This is a genomic window from Hypnocyclicus thermotrophus, from assembly GCF_004365575.1.
Taxonomy (GTDB): Bacteria; Fusobacteriota; Fusobacteriia; order Fusobacteriales; family Fusobacteriaceae; genus Hypnocyclicus; species Hypnocyclicus thermotrophus.
The window spans coordinates 15,708-38,537 of record NZ_SOBG01000010.1 but is presented as its reverse complement, the minus strand read 5'-3'; the positions used below and the strand labels follow the sequence as shown (position 1 = coordinate 38,537).

Annotated in this window: 19 protein-coding genes and 3 tRNA genes; 13 read left to right on the top strand and 9 right to left on the bottom strand. The window is 24.4% G+C overall.

Annotated elements, in window-relative coordinates; genetic code table 11:
- Window positions 1–171 precede the first annotated feature (171 nt).
- The 5 genes from EV215_RS09820 to lgt all read right to left on the bottom strand — a co-directional run bounded on the left by EV215_RS09820 (window position 172) and on the right by lgt (window position 6,974).
- Window positions 172–1,938 carry an NADH-dependent [FeFe] hydrogenase, group A6 gene (locus EV215_RS09820; RefSeq protein WP_134113841.1) on the bottom strand — a complete coding sequence of 589 codons (1,767 nt, stop codon included), beginning with the start codon at window positions 1,936–1,938 and terminating at the stop codon, window positions 172–174.
- A gap of 17 nt (window positions 1,939–1,955) precedes the next feature.
- A complete protein-coding gene (gene nuoF / locus EV215_RS09815; RefSeq protein WP_134113840.1) occupies window positions 1,956–3,752 on the bottom strand; it encodes an NADH-quinone oxidoreductase subunit NuoF in 1,797 nt (598 codons plus the stop codon).
- Window positions 3,753–3,770: 18 nt separating this feature from the next.
- A complete protein-coding gene (locus EV215_RS09810; protein WP_134113839.1) occupies window positions 3,771–4,250 on the bottom strand; it encodes an NADH-quinone oxidoreductase subunit NuoE family protein in 480 nt (159 codons plus the stop codon).
- Window positions 4,251–4,633: 383 nt separating this feature from the next.
- The gene (locus EV215_RS09805) at window positions 4,634–5,938 is read right to left on the bottom strand and encodes an adenylate/guanylate cyclase domain-containing protein (RefSeq protein ID WP_134113838.1); all 1,305 of its coding nucleotides are present in this window, start codon (window positions 5,936–5,938) and stop codon (window positions 4,634–4,636) included.
- A gap of 139 nt (window positions 5,939–6,077) precedes the next feature.
- Entirely contained in the window at window positions 6,078–6,974 is an 897-nt protein-coding gene (lgt, locus tag EV215_RS09800) for a prolipoprotein diacylglyceryl transferase (RefSeq protein ID WP_306767522.1), read from the bottom strand.
- 266 nt (window positions 6,975–7,240) lie between these two features.
- Between lgt and EV215_RS09795 the strand changes: the two genes are divergently transcribed.
- The gene (locus EV215_RS09795) at window positions 7,241–8,443 is read left to right on the top strand and encodes an FprA family A-type flavoprotein (RefSeq protein WP_134113836.1); all 1,203 of its coding nucleotides are present in this window, start codon (window positions 7,241–7,243) and stop codon (window positions 8,441–8,443) included.
- A gap of 58 nt (window positions 8,444–8,501) precedes the next feature.
- Here the strand turns inward: EV215_RS09795 and glgA are convergent, their stop codons facing one another.
- Window positions 8,502–9,899 carry a glycogen synthase GlgA gene (glgA, locus tag EV215_RS09790; RefSeq protein ID WP_134113835.1) on the bottom strand — a complete coding sequence of 466 codons (1,398 nt, stop codon included), beginning with the start codon at window positions 9,897–9,899 and terminating at the stop codon, window positions 8,502–8,504.
- Between the two features lie 2 nt (window positions 9,900–9,901).
- Complete coding sequence (gene glgD / locus EV215_RS09785; RefSeq protein ID WP_134113834.1) at window positions 9,902–11,152, bottom strand: glucose-1-phosphate adenylyltransferase subunit GlgD; 1,251 nt, start codon at window positions 11,150–11,152, stop codon at window positions 9,902–9,904.
- A gap of 178 nt (window positions 11,153–11,330) precedes the next feature.
- Here glgD and EV215_RS09780 point away from each other — a divergent pair, with 178 nt between their 5' ends.
- The 5 genes from EV215_RS09780 to EV215_RS09760 all read left to right on the top strand — a co-directional run bounded on the left by EV215_RS09780 (window position 11,331) and on the right by EV215_RS09760 (window position 13,604).
- Window positions 11,331–12,842, top strand: coding sequence for a nicotinate phosphoribosyltransferase (locus EV215_RS09780; RefSeq protein WP_134113833.1), 1,512 nt, complete (start codon window positions 11,331–11,333; stop codon window positions 12,840–12,842).
- 10 nt (window positions 12,843–12,852) lie between these two features.
- On the top strand, window positions 12,853–13,296 hold the full coding sequence (locus EV215_RS09775) for a hypothetical protein (protein ID WP_134113832.1): 444 nt from the start codon (window positions 12,853–12,855) through the stop codon (window positions 13,294–13,296).
- 55 nt (window positions 13,297–13,351) lie between these two features.
- Window positions 13,352–13,428 (top strand) — tRNA-Pro (locus tag EV215_RS09770).
- A gap of 8 nt (window positions 13,429–13,436) precedes the next feature.
- Window positions 13,437–13,513: transfer RNA gene (locus tag EV215_RS09765), tRNA-Ala, on the top strand.
- Window positions 13,514–13,529: 16 nt separating this feature from the next.
- Window positions 13,530–13,604 (top strand) — tRNA-Gln (locus EV215_RS09760).
- Window positions 13,605–13,691: 87 nt separating this feature from the next.
- On the opposite strand, the gene EV215_RS09755 is transcribed toward EV215_RS09760, so the two are convergent.
- Together EV215_RS09755 and EV215_RS09750 are read right to left on the bottom strand one after the other, a co-directional pair.
- Window positions 13,692–13,919: a DUF2164 domain-containing protein gene (locus EV215_RS09755; RefSeq protein ID WP_134113831.1), complete on the bottom strand. Its 228-nt coding sequence runs from the start codon at window positions 13,917–13,919 to the stop codon at window positions 13,692–13,694.
- Between the two features lie 6 nt (window positions 13,920–13,925).
- A complete protein-coding gene (locus tag EV215_RS09750) occupies window positions 13,926–14,348 on the bottom strand; it encodes an NUDIX hydrolase (RefSeq protein ID WP_134113830.1) in 423 nt (140 codons plus the stop codon).
- A 183-nt stretch (window positions 14,349–14,531) separates the two neighbouring features.
- Between EV215_RS09750 and truA the strand changes: the two genes are divergently transcribed.
- The 7 genes from truA (at window position 14,532) to EV215_RS09715 (ending at window position 22,802) form a co-directional block, all read left to right on the top strand.
- The gene (truA, locus tag EV215_RS09745) at window positions 14,532–15,266 is read left to right on the top strand and encodes a tRNA pseudouridine(38-40) synthase TruA (protein ID WP_134113829.1); all 735 of its coding nucleotides are present in this window, start codon (window positions 14,532–14,534) and stop codon (window positions 15,264–15,266) included.
- 70 nt (window positions 15,267–15,336) lie between these two features.
- Window positions 15,337–15,777: a Smr/MutS family protein gene (locus EV215_RS09740; RefSeq protein ID WP_134113828.1), complete on the top strand. Its 441-nt coding sequence runs from the start codon at window positions 15,337–15,339 to the stop codon at window positions 15,775–15,777.
- Window positions 15,778–16,336: 559 nt separating this feature from the next.
- Window positions 16,337–16,921 carry a PilZ domain-containing protein gene (locus tag EV215_RS09735; RefSeq protein WP_134113827.1) on the top strand — a complete coding sequence of 195 codons (585 nt, stop codon included), beginning with the start codon at window positions 16,337–16,339 and terminating at the stop codon, window positions 16,919–16,921.
- A 10-nt stretch (window positions 16,922–16,931) separates the two neighbouring features.
- Window positions 16,932–18,815 carry a putative bifunctional diguanylate cyclase/phosphodiesterase gene (locus EV215_RS09730; RefSeq protein WP_134113826.1) on the top strand — a complete coding sequence of 628 codons (1,884 nt, stop codon included), beginning with the start codon at window positions 16,932–16,934 and terminating at the stop codon, window positions 18,813–18,815.
- Between the two features lie 93 nt (window positions 18,816–18,908).
- Window positions 18,909–20,162, top strand: a complete 1,254-nt coding sequence (locus tag EV215_RS09725; RefSeq protein WP_134113825.1) for a TolC family protein — start codon at window positions 18,909–18,911, stop codon at window positions 20,160–20,162.
- A gap of 12 nt (window positions 20,163–20,174) precedes the next feature.
- On the top strand, window positions 20,175–21,584 hold the full coding sequence (locus EV215_RS09720; protein ID WP_134113824.1) for an efflux RND transporter periplasmic adaptor subunit: 1,410 nt from the start codon (window positions 20,175–20,177) through the stop codon (window positions 21,582–21,584).
- Between the two features lie 9 nt (window positions 21,585–21,593).
- Window positions 21,594–22,802 carry an ABC transporter permease gene (locus EV215_RS09715; protein ID WP_134113823.1) on the top strand — a complete coding sequence of 403 codons (1,209 nt, stop codon included), beginning with the start codon at window positions 21,594–21,596 and terminating at the stop codon, window positions 22,800–22,802.
- Window positions 22,803–22,830: the final 28 nt, after the last annotated feature.

Genomic DNA, 22,830 nt, shown 5'->3' with positions numbered 1-22,830 from the left:
ATCCTTTCTATAGATTTAATATATAAGTTAATTAAAATATTGTAGATTATATAGCTAGATTATTTTAATTATATTTTATCATATAATATAAAAAAATAAAACTGTAGTTTTAGGGATAAAAATAAATATTAAAAGGCGTGTTATAATATAACACGCCTTTTAATATTTATTTCAATTTTTCTTTCTTGCAAAATATTTTGTATGTAAAAGTTCGTGAGCTTTATGACTCATAGGTTCTCCTAAATGTTTTTCATATAACTGTTTAATATATGGATTTTCATGAGATTTTCTTAATTCTTTTCCATTATCAATAGCTTGAATACCTTCAAAACGTTTTTTTATAATTTCAAAGTTTCCATGGTGATAAGGTTGACCTCCACCACCGATACAACCACCTTTACAAGCCATTATTTCTATAGCATGGACAACTTCTTCGCCGCTTTTTATTTTATCTAATAACTCTCTAGCAGCTCCAAGTCCATGAGCTATACCTATTCTAAATGCTGAACCTTCAATTTGAAGTTCTGGAACTTCTGCAATTCTTATTCCTTCAAGTCCTCTTAGCTGTTCAAAATCTACTTTTTCAAGTTCATTACCTGTAATCCATTCATAAGCAGTTCTAGTAGCAGCTTCAATTACTCCTCCAGTTCTTCCAAATATATCAGCAGCACCACTTGAAGTACCATAAGGAGCATCAAATTCACTATCTGGAAGATTTGTAAAGTTAAATCCTTTTTGTTTTATTAATTCGGCTAATTCTCTTGTAGAAATTGAGATATCCGTATCAGGATTTCCATTTTTTGAAAACTCTTCTCTACTTGCTTCATATTTTTTAGCAAGACAAGGCATAACAGATACAACAACCAAATCATTTCTGTCTACCCCCATATCTTTTGCCCATATTTCTTTAGCTACCACACTAAACATTTGTTGAGGTGATTTTGCTGAAGAAGGTATGTCAAGCATATCGGGATAATTATGCTCAATAAATTTAACCCAAGCAGGACAACATGAAGTAAGTATAGGAAGTTTTACATCAGGGTCTTTTGCTAAATATCCTTCTACTCTCTTTTTAAGTTCTGTAGCTTCCTCCATTATTGTAAGATCTGCAGCAAAATTTGTATCAAATACATAATCAAATCCCATCATACGAAGAGCAGAAACTATTTTACCAGTTACATCAGTACCTGGTTCTAATCCAAATTCTTCTCCAAGAGCTACTCTTACAGCAGGAGCTACTTGAACGATAACTTTTTTCTTTTTATTAGCTAAAGCTTCTACAACATCCCAAGTGTAATCTCTTTCATGTAATGCACCAACGGGACATACAGCGACACATTGTCCGCAGAAGGTACATCCTGTATCTTCAAGATCTTTTTCATGTGTAGGCGCAACAACGGATTCAAAACCTCTATTTACAGCATGAAGTATATTACATGTTTGAATAGAATTACACATAGTTTCACATCTTCTACACATTATACATTTATCTATATCTCTTATAATAGCAGGAGAATTATCAATTCTATATGTCGATTGTTCCCCTTCAAATCTAATATCTTTTATTTTAAATTCTTGAGCTAAAGTTTGAAGTTCGCATTCTCCAGATTTAGAACAAGTTAAACATTCTTTAGGATGATTTGATAATAATAATTCTAAAACTGTTTTTCTTACATGCATAAGTTCTGTTGAATTTGTAATTATTTCCATTCCTTCTTGAACTTTTGTTTCACATGAAGGATATAAATTTTCATTCCCATTTACTTCTACAACACACATTCTACAAGAAGCATGATTATTTATAAATCCGATACTTCCTATGTTTAAATGACATAATGTAGGAATATTTATTCCAATACTTTTAGCTGCTGTCAAGATAGTTGAATTTTTAGGCGCCTCTACTTCTATACCATTAATTTTAATTTTTACAGTTTCCATTACTTACCTCCCGTTTCCTATGCTTTCTTAATTGCGTTAAATCTACAAGCGTTATAACAAGAACCACATTTGATACATCTTTCTTGATAGATATAATGTTTTTCTTTTACTCTACCAAGTATTGCATCTGTTGGACACACTTTAGCACACATTGTACAACCAATACATTTGTCTGTAATTGTAAATTTAATTAAATTAGTACAAACAGTTGCAGGACATTTTTTATCTTTTACATGTGCTTCATATTCATCATAAAATTTATCTAAAGTTGAAAGCACTGGATTTGGGGCTGTTTTCCCAAGCCCACAAAGTGATGCTCTTTTAATTGTATTCGATAAGTCTTTTAATAAATCTAAATCATTGAGAGTGCCTTTTCCATCTGTTATTTTTTCAAGAATTTCATAAAGTCTTTTATTTCCTATTCTACAAGGAGTACATTTTCCACATGATTCATCTACAGTAAAGCCTAAATAAAACTTAGCAACGGCGACCATACAATCGTTTTCATCCATTACTATCATTCCACCAGATCCCATCATAGATCCTTGTTCCTTTAATGTATCAAAATCAATAGGAGTATCAAGCTCATTTTTTGTAAGACATCCACCAGAAGGGCCACCAGTTTGTACAGCTTTAAAAGCTTTATTTCCTACTATTCCACCACCTATATCAAATATGACGTCTCTTAAAGTTGTTCCCATTGGTACTTCTATAAGTCCAACATTTTTTACTTTACCAGCTAATGCAAATACTTTTGTTCCAGGTGATTTTTCTGTTCCAATGCTTCTAAACCAGTCAGAACCTTTATTTATAATTGCAGTAATATTAGCATAAGTTTCAACATTATTCACATTTGTAGGTTTTTCCCAATATCCAGCTTCAGCAGGGAATGGTGGTTTTAAAGTTGGTTCTCCTCTTTTCCCTTCCATAGAATGAATAAGAGCAGTTTCTTCACCACATACAAAAGCACCAGCTCCATATTTTAAAGTGATTTTAAACTTGAAATTGGTACCGAATATATTTTCTCCTAAAAGTCCATAATCTTCAGCTTGTTTTATAGCTATTTTCAATCTTTCAATAGCTAAAGGATATTCAGCTCTAATATAGATAATACCTTCATCAGAACCAATAGCATACCCACATATTGCCATTGCTTCAAGAACTGAATGAGGGTCACCTTCAAGCACAGATCTATCCATAAAAGCACCAGGGTCACCTTCGTCAGCATTACAGACAACATATTTTTTATTAGCTTTATTTTTATAAGCGAACTCCCATTTTAATCCAGTAGGGAATCCACCTCCACCTCTACCTCTAAGTCCTGATTTTTTGATTTCATTTATTACCTCTTCTTGAGACATATTAGTAAGGACTTTATTTAATGCAAAATACGCATCTTTTGATATTGCATCATCAATATTCTCTGGATCCATAAATCCACAATTTCGAAGTACTATTTTTTTTTGCTTAGAACTTATAATAATATCACTTTCTTTAACTTTTTTATATAAAATATCTTTAAATATATTTTCAGCTTTTTTAACATCTACATTTCCATAAATTTCAGGTTTTTGACCAGGGAGAGTAACTTCTATAGTAGGTTCAGAATGGCAAAGCCCCATACAACCAGTAGATATAAGTACTATTTTATTATTATTAATTCTATCAATTTCATCTTTAAAGTATTCATAAATACTATCAGCGCCCGCTGTAATACCACATGTAGCCATAGATACTTTTATTTGGATTTTTTCATTATTTTTTTCTAAAAATTTATTTTTAATTTGTTTTAAATCTTCTATTGTTTTTAGCATTTTAACCTCCTGATACGATTATTTATATTCTTTTAATATATTTTTTACCTCGTCAGCTGTCACACGTCCATAGGTTTTTTTACCAATTAACATAACAGGAGCCATTCCACAAGCACCTACACATCTTAATACATCAAGAGAAAACTTACCATCTTGAGTGGTTTCTCCTACTTTTATCCCAAGTTCTCTTTTTAATTCATCTAAAATTTTTTCAGATCCATTAACATAACAAGCTGTTCCCATACATACTGATATAGGATGTTCGCCTTTTGGAGTAGTTGTAAAAAATGAATAAAAACTAATAACGCCATATACTTCAGATAAAGGAATATTCAATTCCTCACTAACGAATTCTTGAACTTCTACAGGTAAATAACCAAAAATCTCTTGTGCTTTATGAAGTACGGTAATTAATTCACCTTTCTTAGTTTCTAGAGAATCAATAAAGTCTTTTAACTCTCTAAAACAACTATCTTTTACTTGATTAGTACATTTCAATTGGAATCCCTCCTTGATAATTCAATGTTTTTTTGTGAAAAAAAGTACTTTAAAACAATAAAATAATTACATTAAAACTATACCTCATAAAATTATAGAAAATCAAATTTTTTTTACAAAAATGTTAAAAAAAACTTTAAACAATTAAATATTTTTTTAAGCTAATATACCAAATAATTTTTATAAAATATTTTTAAAAACCAAATATTTTTTATGTGGATTATTTTTGAAATAAGTTTTTATAAAGAAATATTTTATTTTAAAATGTAATTGGAGAATTGTAAAACTAAAAATGAGAATAATTTATTTAAATATAAAAATGGATTAATTAATGTAAATAAGAAGAATAGAGAATACTATATTTATTTTTAGATTTTTAAAATTTAATGAAAACAGTTATAATATTTAAGATATGATAAGTTAATTATTTTATACAAACAAATTTTTATTTTTTCTTTTTTTCCTTTTAATAAAATTTTATTATTATGATAAATAAATAATTTTTTATATTTAAAAGGAAGTAAGTCAAAAATAATTTTACTAATAATTATATTGCTTTGAAATTTTTTACATAAACTTTCTAATCTAGATGCAATATTAACAGTATCACCTATATAAGTATAATTTAATCTATTATTTCCGCCAATATCACCTGCAATAACTTCACCTTTATGTATTCCAATACCTATATTTTCAAGTTTTGGTAATTTTTCTTTTTTTAAAATATTTTGAATGTTTTCTAAAGAATCAAGCATTTCAAAAGCTGATTTTACAGCATCTATTTCTGAAGTTTTGCTTTTAAAAACAATCATTACAGCATCGCCAATATATTTATCAATAATTCCATTATTTTTTTTAGCTATATTTGACCAATATGAAAAATATAAATTAAGCATTTTGGTTATACTTTCAGGAGAAGCACTTTCACTAGTTTTAGTGAAATTTCGAATATCAGAAAATAAAATTGTTGCTTCTAATTTTTCAGAAATGCCTTTACCATCTTCTAAAATTTTATCTCTAATATTAGAATCTACATAAATTCCAAATAAGTATTTAATTTTTTCATTTAATTTAAGAATTTTTATTCTTCCAAAAGCGATAGAAATCGCAAGTAAAATACCACCAATTATAATATAAATATGAGCAGGATCAGTCAAAAATATTTTCAAATTTTCATTAAAATAATTTATTTGTAGTTTTAAGCTAAATGTTTTTTCATCAATAACACCATTATTTAATTCTTTTAATAATTCGAGCTTTAGATCAAAGTAAAAATATATAAATAGAAAAATAGTAATATTAATAAAGGTTATAAAAAATTCATTTAATTTTTTATGTTTAATATTTTTTAAATTTAATTGTATTGCTTGTAAACTACCGATAATTATAGAAAATATCCAAAAAAATAGATGTGCTAAATTAAAAACAAAAGAATAATCTATTTTAAATTCAACTAAAGTGTAAAAAAAGGGTGCAATTAAACTACCTAGAAAACGAGGAATAGGCTTTTTACCAAAATATACTAGAAAAAATGTTTGAATAATTAATATTAAAAGCAAAATAGTGTGTCCTGTATCATTAAAATATTTAAAACCATCTTTACTAAAATTCATAATAATATAAAATAAAGCATATTGTCCAGAGTAAAGTAATATTTCATTAAAAAAATTTTGAGTTTTTTTAGTCATGATTAAGAGCCCCTTTCTAATATAAAAAATAAAAATTTCCCCTTATATATTATATATTAAAAAATCATTATTGTAAAAATACAATAATGATTTTTTAATTTTTGAAAATAGCCAATTTAAATGTTCTATTTTTTTATTTTTATTTTATTTTTTTAGATTTTGTTATTATTAAAATAGTAGCAAAAATAATTAATATAAAACTAATGACATGTGGAGCTCTAAAGTCAAAAAACATAAGATCTTCTGCTCTAAAGAAACTTACAAAAATTCTGATTAATGAATATTCTATGATGTAAATTCCTGTTAACACTCCAGGCTTATAATTTTTCTTTTTAAAGAAAAACCAAAGAGATAAAAATGCTAAAAAATTTAAAACAAGTTCGTAAAGCATAGCTGGATGCACTGCTGTATTTGGGAATTCCATTCCAGCAGGTGAATTATTTGGAAAGACTATTCCCCACGGAACAATTTCTTTATAATTCATTTGTTCACTTAAAGATAATGAATTGTAGTAATTATACCATTCATAAAATTTAGGTTTTATAGAAAATATTATTCTTAATGGTGTAAAAGTAGGAACGCCATGTATTTCCCCATTCATAAAATTACCAAATCTACCAATAGCTTGACCTAAAATAAGTAAAGGAGAAGCGATGTCAGTAAAAATCCAAAAATTAACTTTATGAAGTTTAGCAAAAACAATAGACCATAAAAAACCAAAAATAATAGCGCCATGTATAGCCATTCCACCATGCCAAACAGCTGGAATTTCTAATGGATATTTAAAATAATATTTATAGTTGAAAATAACATAGTAAAGTCTACCACCAATAAGGCCAGCAATTATTGCATTCATTACATATTTTTCAATAAATTCTTCACTTATATTTTTTTCTTTAGCACTAATCTTAGCCAATTTTAATCCAATAATAAATGATAATGCGTACATAAGACCGTAGTATCGTATTTCTAAAGGACCTAATCTTAAAAAAACAGGATTCATTTTATCACTCCTTGTATAATATGTGTATTTAATGTTTTAATTATTTTTTTCTTTAATTAAAATGAGTTTTTTGATATAATTATTAAATAGACATTAATTTGTTAAAATAATAATTAATTATTGAAATATATTATTTTTATAGGTATAATTATATCATAAAATAATAAAAATAATAAATTAAAATTTTATTAAAAATAAGGGAAGTTAATTTTAATAAAACAGTTGTAAAATTATATCAAAAATGATATTATTACAAATAAAAAATAATTTGAATTTATCTTTTAAGGAGGAATAATTAAATGCATAATATTGTGAAAATAAGTGACACAGTATATTGGATAGGGACAAATGATAGAAGAAGTGACAGATTTGAAAATATGTGGCCTTTAGATAAAGGTGTTTCATATAATTCTTATTGTATTAAAGATGAAAAAGTAGCTATAATAGATACTGTAGAATTTAGTACACATGGAGCATATTTGCAAAAAATAGAAGAAATATTAGATGGTAAAAATATTGATTATTTAATAGTTAATCATATGGAACCCGATCATTCTGGAGCTATAGAACAATTAATTTTTAGATATCCAAATATAAAAATAGTTGGAAATAAAAAAACAATAGGATTATTAAAAGGTTTTTATAATATTGAAAATAATCTTTTAGAAATAAAAGAGGGAGAAGAATTAAGTTTAGGTAAACATAAACTTACTTTTGCTATGATTCCAATGGTTCATTGGCCAGAATCAATGATTACTTATGATAAAACTGATAAAATACTTTTTTCAAATGATGCTTTCGGAAGTTTTGGAGCACTTGATGGAGGAGTATTTGATTATGAATTAAATATAGATTTTTATGAAGATGAAATGAGAAGATATTATTCAAATATAGTAGGGAAGTATGGTATGCAAGTACAAATGGCATTAAAAAAGCTTGCTAATTTAGAATTTGAATATATTTGTCCTTCACATGGACCAATCTGGCGTGATGAAATAAAAAATATAATAAGTAAATATGATAAATGGAGTAGATTGGAGCCAGAAGATAAAGGAGTAGTTGTTGTATATGGAACTATGTATGGAAATACTGCAAAATCTGCAAATATAATAGCTAGAAAACTTGCAGAAGAAGGAATAAGAAATATAAAAGTATTTGATGCATCTAAGACTCATCAATCATATATTTTAAGTGAAATATGGAGATATAAAGGCTTAATAATAGGATCATGTGCGTACAATACATCTACTTATCCAGCAATAGAAGCTTTATTGTCAAAATTAAAATTATATGGATTAAAAAATAGATATGTATCTGCTTTTGGTACTTATGCTTGGAGTGGTGGCGGAATGAAAGGAATAAAAGAATTTGCAGAAAATTCTAAAGGGATAGAATTAGTAGGAGAACCTCATGATGTATTCTGTTCACCAAAAATAGAAGATTTTGAAAAATTAGAACAAATAGCTATAGAAATGGCAAATAAAATAAAAGAAGAAAATTAGAAAAATACAAAAAGTCAAAAAAATAAAAAGCTGTCGATTAATTTCGACAGCTTTTTATTTAAATTAATGATTTATATAAATCTTCATATTCTTTTGCAGAAGCATTCCATGAATAATCTCCAGATAATGCTCTTTCTACAAGAGTATTCCATACTTTTTTATCGTTATAAAATTTTATTGCTCTTCTAATAGTATACATCATATCATGTGCATTATAATGAGTAAATGAAAAACCATTTCCTTCTCCCGTAAATTCATTATATGCTTTAACTGTATCATTAAGACCACCAGTTTCTCTAACAATTGGTATAGTTCCATATCTTAGAGCTATTAGTTGTCCAAGGCCACATGGTTCAAATAGCGAAGGCATCAAAAACATATCGCTACCAGCATAAATTTTATTAGCCAATTCAGCATTATAACCAATAACTGTAGCTATTTTTTCGGGGTATTTATGGCGAAGTTCTAAGAACAATTCTTCATATCGGCTTTCTCCAGTACCTAATACAACCATTTGAAAATTTTCAGTTTGGATAAGTTCTTCAATTATACATTCAATTAAATCTAAGCCTTTTTGAGAAGTAAGTCTAGAAACTATTCCAATTAAAGGTATATCTTTATTTTGAGGTAATTTTAATTCTTTTTGAAGTTTTTCTTTATTCTTATATTTTTTATTAAAACTTTTTTTATTATAATTAAAATAAATATGTTTATCTGTTTCAGGATTAAATACATCTGTATCAATACCATTTACTATACCATATAAATCTTTTTCTCTAGCGAGTAATTCATAATTTAATCCTTCACCAAAGAAATCAGTTTTTATTTCTTCAGCATATGTTTTGCTAACAGTATTTATTTTATCAGCATATTTAATTCCCATTTTCATAAAGTTAATTTCATGATTAGGAGTAGGATAATCTAAATAATTAAATATACTAGAACTAAATACTCCTTGGAATCTTAAATTATGTATTGAATAAACAGTTTTTATATTTTGATAAAATTTATCATTTTTAAATTTAGTATTTAAAAAATATGGTAATACACCAGTATGCCAATCATTACAGTGAATAATATTAACTTTAAAATTTATTTCTTTTATAAACCTTAATGCAATTTCATTATATATTGCAAATTGGAAATCTCTATCTTCATTTTCATAAAGTGTATCTCTTTCAAAAAAAGCTCTATTTTCAATAAGATAAATTGGTAATCCTTCTAGTTCTATTTTTAATATATTAAATATTTCATCTTTAAATTCTATTTTAGTTATAAATTTTGCTTTTGAGATGTATTTACTGTTTAATAATTTATATTTTGGTAAAATTACACGTATATCATGACCTCTTTTTTTTAATGCTTTAGGAAGTGCAAAAGCTACATCTGCAAGGCCACCAGTTTTTATTAATGGATAAAGTTCAGAAGATAAAAATAATATTTTTAAATGTTTCATAACTATTCCTCCACTTTTAGAGTACTACCAGTTTTTATATATTTATTATTTGCTTCAAACACATTACTTTTAACTCTTCCAAATATTCTACAATTTCTTTCTATTACAGTTCCATCAGGTACTTCAACACCTTTACCAAGAACGTTTAAACCACTACTTAATAAATGTGGTTTTTCTTTATTTGCTGAATAATCCTCTCCAAACCCTATTTTACAATTTTTACCAATTTTTACTTCTTTATCAATTATAGCCCCATCAATAATAGTTCCTTCTTCTATAACAGTATCATTAAAAATAATAGCATTTTTGACAACTGCTCCAGGATTGACAATAACTCCAGGACCAAATACACATCTATCCACTTCTCCAGCTATGATACATCCATTAGATATAAGTGATTGTGTTACTTTTGCTTTGGTTCCAAATTTTACAGCCGGTCTTTCCTCACTTCTTGTATGAATTACCCAATTTTTGTCATACATATCAAGCTCTATTTTATCAACAGTATTTGTTAAATCAAGGTTAGCTTCTAAATAAGAATCATAAGTACCAACATCTTTCCAATAGTCTTTAAACTCATAAGCAAAAACATTTGATTTTTCAATAAGTTTAGGAATAATATGTTTTCCAAAATCAAGATCTTCAGCTTCTGTTGTTTCAAGAGCTTTAATTAATACATCTGTATTAAATACATAAATACCCATAGATGCTAAATTTGATTTTGGTTCAGCAGGTTTTTCAACAAATTTATGAATTTTTTTGTTTTCATCTGCTTCTAGTATTCCAAATCTACTAGCTTCTTCGATAGGTACTGGTTGTACACTTATTGTTAGATCTGCTCCTTTTTCTTTATGAAAATTAATAAGTTTTCTATAATCCATTTTATAAATATGATCACCTGATAAAATTAATACATATTTTGAATTTTGTCTTTTTATATATTCAATATTTAATTTTACAGCATCAGCAGTTCCTTTATACCATTTAGAATGTGGTTGAAGTAGAGTAACTCCTCCATCTCTTCTATCAAAATCCCAAGGTTTACCTACTCTAATATGTTCATTAAGAGATAATGGTAAATATTGAGTAAGAATACCAATATCAAAAATTCCAGAATTTGAACAGTTACTTAGAGTGAAATCAATTATTCTAAATTTACCTGCAAAAGGCACACTTGGTTTAACTCTTTTTTCAGATAATATATCTAGTCTTGAACCTCTTCCACCTGCGAGTATTAATGCTAAAGTTTCCATAATAAAACCCCCTTCAATAATTTATGCACTAATATAGTTTTACCTTTTTTTTTAGAAAAAATCAAGTAAAAAAATATAAACTTTCATTTTTTTGAAGTTTTTTTTCTTTCTTGATTAATAAAATAAGTAGTGATATAATTTAATTACTATAATAACACAAAAAAGAATGGAGAATACAATGGAAAAAGAAATAATATTAACTGATTTTGCAAAAGTGATTAATTCAGATAGATATCAATATACAGAAAGTGATATATATCTTGAAGAAGGATTAAATGAAAAAATAGCTACATTTGACGTTTTTTTTAGAAAAACTGAAGATGGAGGATTTGCAGTTGTAGCTGGAGTAAATGATGTTATTGAATTAGTTAGAATTTTAAATAATACAAGTTATAAAGAGAAGAAAATGTATTTTTCAAAAATATTAGAAGAGGAAAAATTAATAGAATTTTTATCAAATTTAAAATTTACAGGTAGTATATATGCTATGAGAGATGGCGAGATAGCTTATCCAAATGAACCAATAATTACAATAAAAGCACCATTAATTGAAGCAAAAATATTAGAAACACCAATACTAAATATTATTAATCATCAAATGGCAGTAGCAACTAAAGCATCTAGAGTAACAAGGGCTGCAGGAAATGTTCCGGTATCTTCATTTGGAAGTAGAAGAGCTCATGGATTTGATAGTAGTATAAATGGAAATAAAGCAGCTTTTATAGGAGGATGTGCTAATCATTCTAATTTAGTTACAGAATATAAATATAATATTCCAAGTATAGGGACAATGTCGCATTCATATATTCAAACTTTTGGAGTAGGAAAAGAAGCAGAAAAAAAAGCATTTGATACATTTATAAAAATAAGAAAAAATAGAAAGAAAAATACTCTTATATTATTAGTAGACACTTATAATACACTAGAAATAGGGATAAAAAATGCAATAGAATCATTTAAAGAAAATGGAATAGATGATAGTTATAATGGAATATATGGAATAAGAATTGATTCAGGTGATTTAGCTTATTTATCTAAAAAATGTAGAAAAATCTTAGATGAAGCAGGATTAAAAAAAGCAACAATAACTCTTACAAATGGATTAGATGAAGATTTAATATCAACTTTATTAAAGCAAGAAGCTGCCGTAGATTACTTTGGAGTTGGAGATGCAATTGCTGTAAGCAAATCAAATCCTTGTTTTGGAGGAGTTTATAAAATTGTTGAGATAGATAATCAACCAGTTATAAAACTTTCAGAAGATTCTATTAAAATTTCAAATCCTGGATTTAAAACTGTATATAGAATTTATCAAAATAATGAAGCAAAGGCAGATTTAATATGTCTAAAAAATAATGATAATGACGTAAAGAAAATAGAGAATAACGACGAAATATTAATAAGAGATGAAAGAGATAGGTTTAAGAAAACAAAATTCAAGGAAAATACTTATACAGTAAAAGAGTTAAATATTCCATTTATTGAAAATGGCATATTTTTACAAAAAAATATAGACTTAATAAATAATGCAATAAACTGTAGAAATTATTACTTGCAAAATTTATTAACTTTTTCTGAAGAAAGAAAAAGATTAATAAAACCTCATAAATATAAAATAGATTTATCTCAAGATTTATATAATTTAAAATATAATCTTATAGATATAATCTCAAATCAAATAGAAAAATAGGAGTTCTATTATGAATAAAAAACTAATTTTTATAATTTTAATTTCATTACTATTAATAAGTTGTACTAATGTAAGAAAAGCAACTGAAAAACTTACACTAACAAATATACAAAATGAAACAGAAGTAAATCCACAACCAATACCAAAATTTGAAAATATCACAGAATATATTAAACCCTCATATAGAAAGGTTAGTTGGGATGAAGTCAGAAGAAAAGAGTATTTAAGAGAATCAACACATCTTGATCCTAAAATGAGAGATATTATTTTACATGGTGATGTAAGAGTAGGAATGTATAAAGAAGATGTACTTGCAAGTATAGGAGGAACAGATAATAAAATTAAGAAAATAACAGATTTTGGTATAAAAGAAGAATGGATTTATGATGATAAAATTTTGTACTTTGAAAATGGAATTTTAAAAGATATAAAAAATATTCAAAAAAATAATTGACAATTGATGATTAATATAGTATAATCATTCTTGCCTTGAGAAATAAAGGTAAGTTCGGAATATAGCGCAGTCCGGTAGCGCACCTGCCTTGGGAGCAGGGGGCCGCAGGTTCGAATCCTGCTATTCCGACCATTTTTAATGGGGCTATAGCTCAGTTTGGGAGAGCACCACACTTGCACTGTGGGGGTCAGCGGTTCGATCCCGCTTAGCTCCACCATAAAAAAATATATTAATGGGCTGTCGCCAAGCGGTAAGGCATCAGACTTTGACTCTGACATGCGTTGGTTCGAATCCAGCCAGCCCAGCCATATATAATAATAAATATTTCTATAAAGCACTGTATAGTGCTTTTTTTATTTGAAAACTAATAATAAAAAAATGATATTATTTTAATATCATTTTTTTAATAATTCATAGTCTAAAGCTAGATCTTCTAATCGTTTTTCAAAATATATTTTAGCGTCATCAAGACCTTTATTATATATAATTTTTCCAATGGATTCTAAGAAAAAATCTAAAACTTCTTCAGCAGCAATAATTCCTATGCTTTCTTCTCGTTCATTTTCAAAAAAATATTGTATTTCATAAATCATTTTATTTTTTTCATCTTTTGTTAATTTCATTTTAATTTAACTATTCCTTTCTATATTTTTTTCTACAAAATCAAATAAAATAGGTTGAATATCTGGATAGGTAAGATTTTTAGGTAAGGAATCAAATAAATTTATTTTTTCAATTTCAAAATTAGGAAGATTATCAAATTCAAATATTTCAACAAAAAAAAGTTGTCCGTAATCAATAATATTCTTAATTGTTACAGAATATGTGGCGATAGGTGTTATATTATATTTGATTGCTCCTGTTTCTTCGTAAATTTCTCTTTTAGCTGCTTCAAGAGGAGTTTCGTTTTTTTCAATATGTCCTCCGGGAATTTCCCATGATTCTCTATTTTTATGTTTTACAAGAACTAATTTTTTATTATATTTTGCGACTAAAACGACATATTTATATTTGCAAATAATATCTAAATCATAAAAATCTATTTTTACCATAATATCACACTCCCTTTTTTATAATAACAGTTTTATTTTTGTATTTCAATAATTAATTATATAATTTATGAATAGAAGAAGAGAATTAATTATAAATTAGTATTGATAAATAAAAATTAGTTGTTTTTTTTAGATTTTATATGGTATTATTATTTAGGTATAATTGAGTTAAGGAGAAGAATTATGAATAATTATAAAATGATGATAACATACGATGGAACAAAGTATTTAGGTTGGCAAAGATTACAAAAAAATAAAGAAAAAACTATTCAAGGGAAAATAGAATTAACAATTTCAAAATTATTAAAAGAAAATATAGAAATAATAGGAAGTGGTAGAACTGATAGAGGAGTACATGCTTTAAATCAAGTAGCAAATTTTAAAACGAATAAAGAATTAGATTCTAATTTTTTAAGTCAGTTAAATCAATATTTACCAGAAGATATAAGAGTTTTATCTTTTATTAAAGTGAATGATAAATTTCATTCAAGATATAATGCTAAAAGAAAGACATATATGTATAGAATTGATAATTCACCAGTAAGAGATCCATTTATGAGAAAGTATGCTTATTATATTGATGAAAGAATAGATATAATAAAAATGAAAGAAGCAAGTAAAATATTTATTGGGGAACATGATTTTATAACTTTTTCAAAAAAAAGTACTAAAAAAAGTACTGTAAGAAATATAGAATTTATAAATATTGTAAAAAGAGGAGATTTTATAGAAATATATATAACTGCTAATGGATTTTTATATAATATGGCAAGAATGATAGCGGGAGCTCTTATTCAAATAGCTACTAATAAAAAAAATATAAAAGAAATAAAAGATTTATTGGAATCAAAATCAAGAGGAGAACATAGATTTGTAGTTCCACCACATGGATTATTTTTATTGAATGTAGAGTATTAATAATATAGTAATATTATTGTGATTAATAGAAATTATATTTGGTTTAGATTAAAAATTATAGAGGTAAATTATGAAGGTAATAGATTTACATGGATTAACAGTAGTTCAGGCAGAAGAAATTTTTATTAGAGAATATAATAATAATTTAAATAAAACAATAAAAATAATACATGGCTATGGATCTTCTGGAAGTGGTGGTAAAATACGAAAAAACATACGAAAATTATTAGAAAAGAATAAAGAGTATTTTAACTATAAAAAAGGTGAAATTATAGATGGAAATAGAGGTTATACTATAGTTTATCCTAAAAAACGTATTCCAGAAAAAATTGATTCATTAAAAATAGAAATATTAAAATATTGTATGGTTCCTAAAACAAAAGATAAAATTGCAGGACATTTTAGAAAATATAAACCAGAAAAAATATTAAAAGCAATAAAATATCTAGAAAGTAATGATTTATTAGAAATAATTCAAAAAGGGAAATATAAATGTTATGTAAAAAAATAGTAAGAAAAGAGTTATTAAAATTGTCATAGAAAAAAGAAGATAAAATTAAAAAAAATGTTGACAATAAATGTAAAATTAGATATAATAAAAACATATCCCATATTGAAATTTTCTTCATAGTAACATAATCCCCCTTAGTTAAATTTTAACTAAGAAAAAGTCCTCGCTCCCCCGCGAGGGCTTTTTTAGTATTATTCAGATAAACATTTATATTATATATATTATTTATTCAAAAAATATATATAATATAATATATTGTTTGACATATATTATATTATATAGTATAATATTAGTGTATACACAGATATTCGTTAAAGGAGGGATAAAAAATGACTATTATATTAGAAATCCTTGCTTTATTTTTTGGTGTTTTTATGGCCTATAATACATATTCAAAATAACTTTTATTTAAAATAGCTGCCCTTAAATAATTTTAAGAGGGCTTTTTTTATTTTTTGTTTAAAATTAAAATATATAAAATTTTTTGTTTAAAATTAAAGGAAAATATACAAATATTTAGAATAAGTTTATAGATTGGAGAAAGGAGTAATAATTCATAATGTTAAATAATTCTAATTTATTAATATTAAAAAAAGAAGATAGAGAAATTTTAGGAAAAATTGTTAAAAATGAAAAACAAAAAAATAAATTAAAAATAGAATTTGTAGGAAAAGGAACTTTACCTTTTATCCAAGTAAAAGATGAACTAGAAGTGGGAATTCCCACAAAAGATGGAATTTATGTATTTAATAGTTCTGTAATATATTTTGATGTAATTGATAGGTATATAATAATAGAATATCCTACTGATATAGAAAAAACAAATAGAAGAAATTATGAAAGGCATAATATACATATAAATCTAGAGGTAATAATTGAAGGAGAAATATATAAAGCGATTAGTTCTGATATAGGAGGTGGAGGAGTAGGGTTTTATACAGCTCATAATATAGAAAAAGGAAAAACAGTAATAATGAATTTTCAATTAGGCAAACATAAATATGAAGGGATATTAGGGATAATAAAGTCAGAAATGGATACAGTTCATAAAAATATTAAAAGGTATGGAATAGAATATACAAATCTTGAAGATGATATAAGGGAAGATATTCTTTTAAAAATATTTGAATTAAATAATAATTAAGGGGAAAGCTATGGATAAAGAATATTTAGAGATATTAACAGTAGATGACTATGTGGAATTAAAAAAAGAATTAAACAAAAAATTTGAGGAAAATTTACATTTGCTTGATATTTCAGGTTATTTAGAAATTTTAGAAATAATGTTAAAATATAATAAGAATTTAAAGTTAAGTTTACATCACTTTAAACATTTTATTAATGAAAAATCTTCGAAAAATTTAGATGAAAATATTAAAAAAACGTTAAAAGTTAATATGAATGCATCAGTAAAAGATGATTTTAAGACTATTGAACAACATGACTTTAATGAAAAAAACGCTTTAATTTTTTATGATATAATAGAGAAAAAAATAACTATTACTAGTAATTTTTTAAAAGTTTTAGATATTCCTGAAAAAAAATATACTTTTTATTCTTTAATAAAAGAACTTTATAAAAAAATTGATGGAATAAAGCCTTTTTTTATGAAATTAAAAAATGAAATTTATAATGATACAGAGAAAATAGAAATATTTTATTTTAAAAATGGCAAAAAACTAGAAATTGTGTATAAAATTTATGAATTTAATGATTATAGAGGATTATTATTTAATATTAAAATATTAAATGATTATTATCCAATATTAAATTATGATGAATTAACAGGAGTATTAAAAAGAGATATAATTTTAAAACTAATAGAAGATTATTCAAAAGATTATAGAAATAAAAATATGGCAGTAGTTCTTATAAATTTAAATAGTTTTAGAAATGTAAATAATCTATTTGGTTTTAAAATGGGTGATTATGTATTAAAAAAAATATCAGAAAGAATAAAATTTACAATTAGAAAAGGAGATATTTTAGGAAGAATAAGTGGAGATGAATTTGTTTTATTACTTAATAATTATAATTCTATTGTAAATTTAAGAATGATAGCAGAAAGATTGTTAGAAAAAATATCGGAACCGATAATATTATTAAATAAAAGTTATAAGGTAACAGCAAGTCTTGGAATAGCAATACTCGAAGAAAATAAAAAAAATATTAATCATATAATGGAATATGCAAATTTAGCACTTGAAAAAGCAAAGATTAAACATGGGAACAGTTATCAGTTTTATGAAGATATTTATCATAAGGAAATTTTAAGAGAATTAAAAATAGATAGAGAGTTAAAAGAAGCGATAGAAGAGGATCAGTTTATAATATATTATCAACCATTATTTAATAGTCAAAGCCAAAAAATTACAGGATTTGAAGCTTTAGTTAGATGGAAACATCCTGAAAAAGGGATTGTATCACCTATGGAATTTATTCCCATTGCGGAAAAAAATGGTGATATTATACCATTAGGTAATTTAATATTAAAAAAAGCAATAAATGAAATGAAAGATATATTAGAAGCATATAATTTAAAATTAAGTATTAATTTTTCAGCAAAACAGTTTGATAGTCCAAAATTTACTCATAATATAAATGATATAATAGGTGAAACAAGAATAAAATCAAAATATATTGAACTTGAAATTACAGAAACTGCAGTAATGGAAAATTTAGATATGAATATTCAAAAAATGAAAGAGTTAAAAAATTTAGGATATTCTTTAGCAATTGATGATTTTGGTACAGGATATTCATCGCTTTCATATTTAAGAAAATTTCCTGTTAATAAATTAAAAATAGATAGAAGTTTTATTCAAAATCTTTTAAATGATGAAGAATTACAAAAAATCATCAAATATATTGTAAAAATAGCAGAAGCACTAAAATTAGAAGTAGTAATGGAAGGGATAGAAAAAGAAGAAGAAATAAATGTATTAAAAGAATTAGGATGTACGACTCTTCAAGGATATTATTTATGTAGACCTCAGCCGTTAGATATATTAAAAGAAAAAATTAAAGGTTTTTTATAAAAAGAGGCTTATGCCTCTTTTTTTAATAAATTTTAAGGTAAAATTTATTAAAATTTGTTAAAATAGTAATATAATTAAAATGGAGGTGTTTTTGTGAAAAAATTTTTATTATTTATTATAATTACTTTAAATATTTATGCACAAGAATATAGTATCAATTATTATATTCAAAAGTATTTAGAGAGTAATAAAACAATATATAATAATAATATAAAAAAAATGGAGTTAAAAGAAAAAGAATTGAAATTAAGAAAGTATAATAATTTTAATTTATCATTAAGTGATTATTTTTCAAAAGATTATACCATAAAAGGAATAAATTCTCATTATTTTGATTTAACGGCGTCTTATGGTGATTTTAGTTATTCTCTTAGTATTGATAGAGATATAGATGAAATTTCTTCAAATATTATAAGTTATGAAAAAAATATATTAGATTTTTATAATAGTGATGAAAAATATTTATATAATAATAAAAAAATAGATAATAAAATAGAAAAATTAAATTTAATAAATGAAAAATACAGTTATATAGATAATATTATTAATAAATATTATGATATAGTAAAATTAAATAAAGAAATAAAAATCAAACAAAAATATTTAAAAAATCTAAAGAAAGAAAAAGATTTACTTGAGAAAAAATTTAAATTTGGAAAAATAAAAAAATTGGAATTAGATTTATATGAATTAGAATATAAAAATAGTCAGTTGGATTATGAATTATTGAGAAAAGATATATTTATATTAAAAAATGAATTTTATAATTTAATTAGAATAGAAGAGGATGAAAATAAATTTAATGAAAATTTAGAATATAATTATACTTTAGATTTATCAGATTATAAATATACAACAAAAGAAATATTAAAATTAAATAAAGAGTTAATTTTAAAACAAAAAGAGTATTATAAAAAAGTAGAGATACCTGATTTATCTTTTTATACAAATTATGATATTAAAAATAATGGATATAAAGTAGGATTGACAGTAAGTAAAAAGTTTAATATTATTAATTATAATAAAAAAAGTAGTGAATATGATTATGAAAATATAATAATAAATAATGAAAACAATTTAAAAGATATAAATAGCGAAATAGAAAACATAAAAATTAACTATAATAAGCTTGTATTAAATATCGAAAAAACAAAAGATAAAATAGAATACAAAAAACAAGAATTAAAAATATATAATAAACTATACGAATCAGGAGAAATTAGTTTGATAGATTTTATTAAAAAAGAAGAAGAATTAAATAATTTAGATATAGAACTTAACAATTATTTGATTGAAGCTAAAAAAATAGAATTACAAGTAGAAAAATATAATAAATATAAATTTTAGAAAGGAATTATAATGAAAAAGAAGATATTTATAGGAGCTATAATAATTTTATTAGCAATAATTGTGGTAAAATTTGTAAAAAAAGATGATAAAAGAATTAAAAATAATGTGTATGTAAAAGTTGATAGTATTGTAAAAAAAGATATAGAAGAAATAGTAAAAGCTAAAGGAAAAGTAGATGCAAAAGAGGTAAAAGAACTTTATTCTTCAATAGTTCAAAAAGTAAAAGAAGTAAAATATAAAATAGGAGATAGAGTAGAGAAAAATGATACATTAATATTATTTGATAATAATGAAAAAGAAAGACTTTTAAATGAAATAAAATTATTAAATCTAGATATAGAAAATGAAAAAATAAACCTAAAATTATTAAAAAAAGATATAAATAATATAGAAATTTTACAAAAAAAATATGAAATAGAAACAAAAGAAAAAAATTTAGAAAATTTAGAAATGAACTTAGAGCTTTTAGAAAAGCAAAAAAAAGCATTTAGTATAAAATACGATACTTTTATAAAAAATTTAAAAGAAAAAGAAGAGTTATTTAAAGACGGTGGTTTATCTAAAGATGAACTAACAGAGTTGAGAAATCAAAAAATTGATTTAGAAAATGAAATGGCAGCAAAAGATTATGAAATATATAATAAAAATCAAGAAATTGAAAATAGGAAATTGGAAATAGAATTATATAAAAAAATATATGACATAATAATAAAAAATTATAATACTGATTTAGAGAAGAGAGAAAATAATATAAAAATCACTGAAAATAATTTAAAAAAATATAACATTCAATTAAAAGAAAAAGAGAAAAATTTAGAAAAAATAAAAGGTAAATTAATAAGTCCATTTGATGGAGTTATATTATCTATTCGAGCAGAAAAAAATATGCTGACAGATACAGAAAAGCCATTAATAGTATTAGCTAATACTACTAATATGATAATAAAAACAGATGTTCCCACATATGATATAGGAAAAATAAAAATAGGAGACATGGTAAGAATAAAAACAGATATATTAGAAAATGGTTATTATAATGGAAAAATAACAAAAATATCAAATATAGCCGAACAAAAACAAGAACAAGGATATATAGAAACAGTAGTTGGAATAGAGATACTTGTAATAGATAAAGATACAAAATTGAAACCTGGTTATGATGTTGATATAGAAATAATTACAAATAAAAGTAAAAATACTTTAATTGTACCAAGTATAGATATAGTTTATGATAATAATAAAAAATATATTTATATAGTAGAAAATAATAAATTAAAAAAAGTAGAAATAAAAACAGGAATAGAAAATTTAAATGAAACAGAAATAATAGAAACAAAATTAGATGAAAATACTAAAATTGTAAAAAATCCATCATTAGATTTAAAAAATAATATGAAAGTAAATGTAATAGAAAACTAGGAGGAAAACGTGAATATAAAAGAAGGGATTTTCTCAGCTTTTAATACTTTGAGAAGTAATAAAATGCGTTCCTTTTTGACTATGCTTGGAATAATAATAGGAATATCCTCTGTAATAATGATATCAACTATTGGAAAAGGATTTCAAGAAGGAATTGTAAAAAATTTAAATGAAATTAGTAAAAATAATATAGATATTAGAATAGAACCTAATCCAGATGTTCAAATAAAAAGAAAAGATATGTTTACAGAAGAGGATATAGATTATTTGAAAACTATAAATGGAGTAGATTCAATATCACTTATAAAAGATGCGTATGTTCAAATAGATTTAGGTGAGGATAAAAAGTGGATTCAGATAAGTGGTGGAAATAGTGATATATTAAGAATATCTTCTATGAAATTATTATATGGAAGAAATATATTTGAAATAGATAATAGGTTAAAAAGAAAAGTGGTAATTATTGATGATCTATTAGCTAAAAAGAAATTTGGTAAAGTAGATGTCATAGGAGAAAAAATAGATTTTATAACAGACGGAAGAAAAGAAACATATATAATTATTGGAGTAATTGAAAATATAATGAAAAAACTTTCTGAAACAATAAGAGATGATATATTTATGGCAGTAATTCCTTATAGAACATTGAAAAAATATCATAATATTAGAGAAAGTGGATATATTTCAATAAGAGTAAAAGATATTAATGAAAAAGCTAGAGTAGGAAATGAAGCACTAAAACTATTAGAGAGAGTAAAGAAAAATAAAGGGATTTATAAAATAAGTAAAGAATTAAGTCAAGCTCTTGAAAGTTTTAATAAAATACTTTCTTTAGCAGCTTTATTTATTAGTGCAGTTGCTGCAATATCTCTATTTGTAGGAGGTATAGGAGTAATGAATATTATGCTAGTAAGTGTAACAGAGAGAACAAGAGAGATAGGAATAAGAAAAGCAATTGGTGCTAAAAATAAAGATATATTATTTCAATTTTTAGTAGAAGCTCTTATTTTAACAATAGTAGGCGGGATTTTAGGTTTATTAATAGGTTATTTTGGTGCACAATTAATTGGAAAGTTTATTAAAATCGTTCCAATACTTAGCTTAAATATATTTATAATAGCGATATCAGTTTCTTCAATTATAGGGATAGTATTTGGTGTAGTACCAGCAATAAAAGCTTCAAAACTTAATCCTATCGAAGCTTTACGTCATGAATAATAAAAACCTCTCTTTAGAGAGGTTTTTA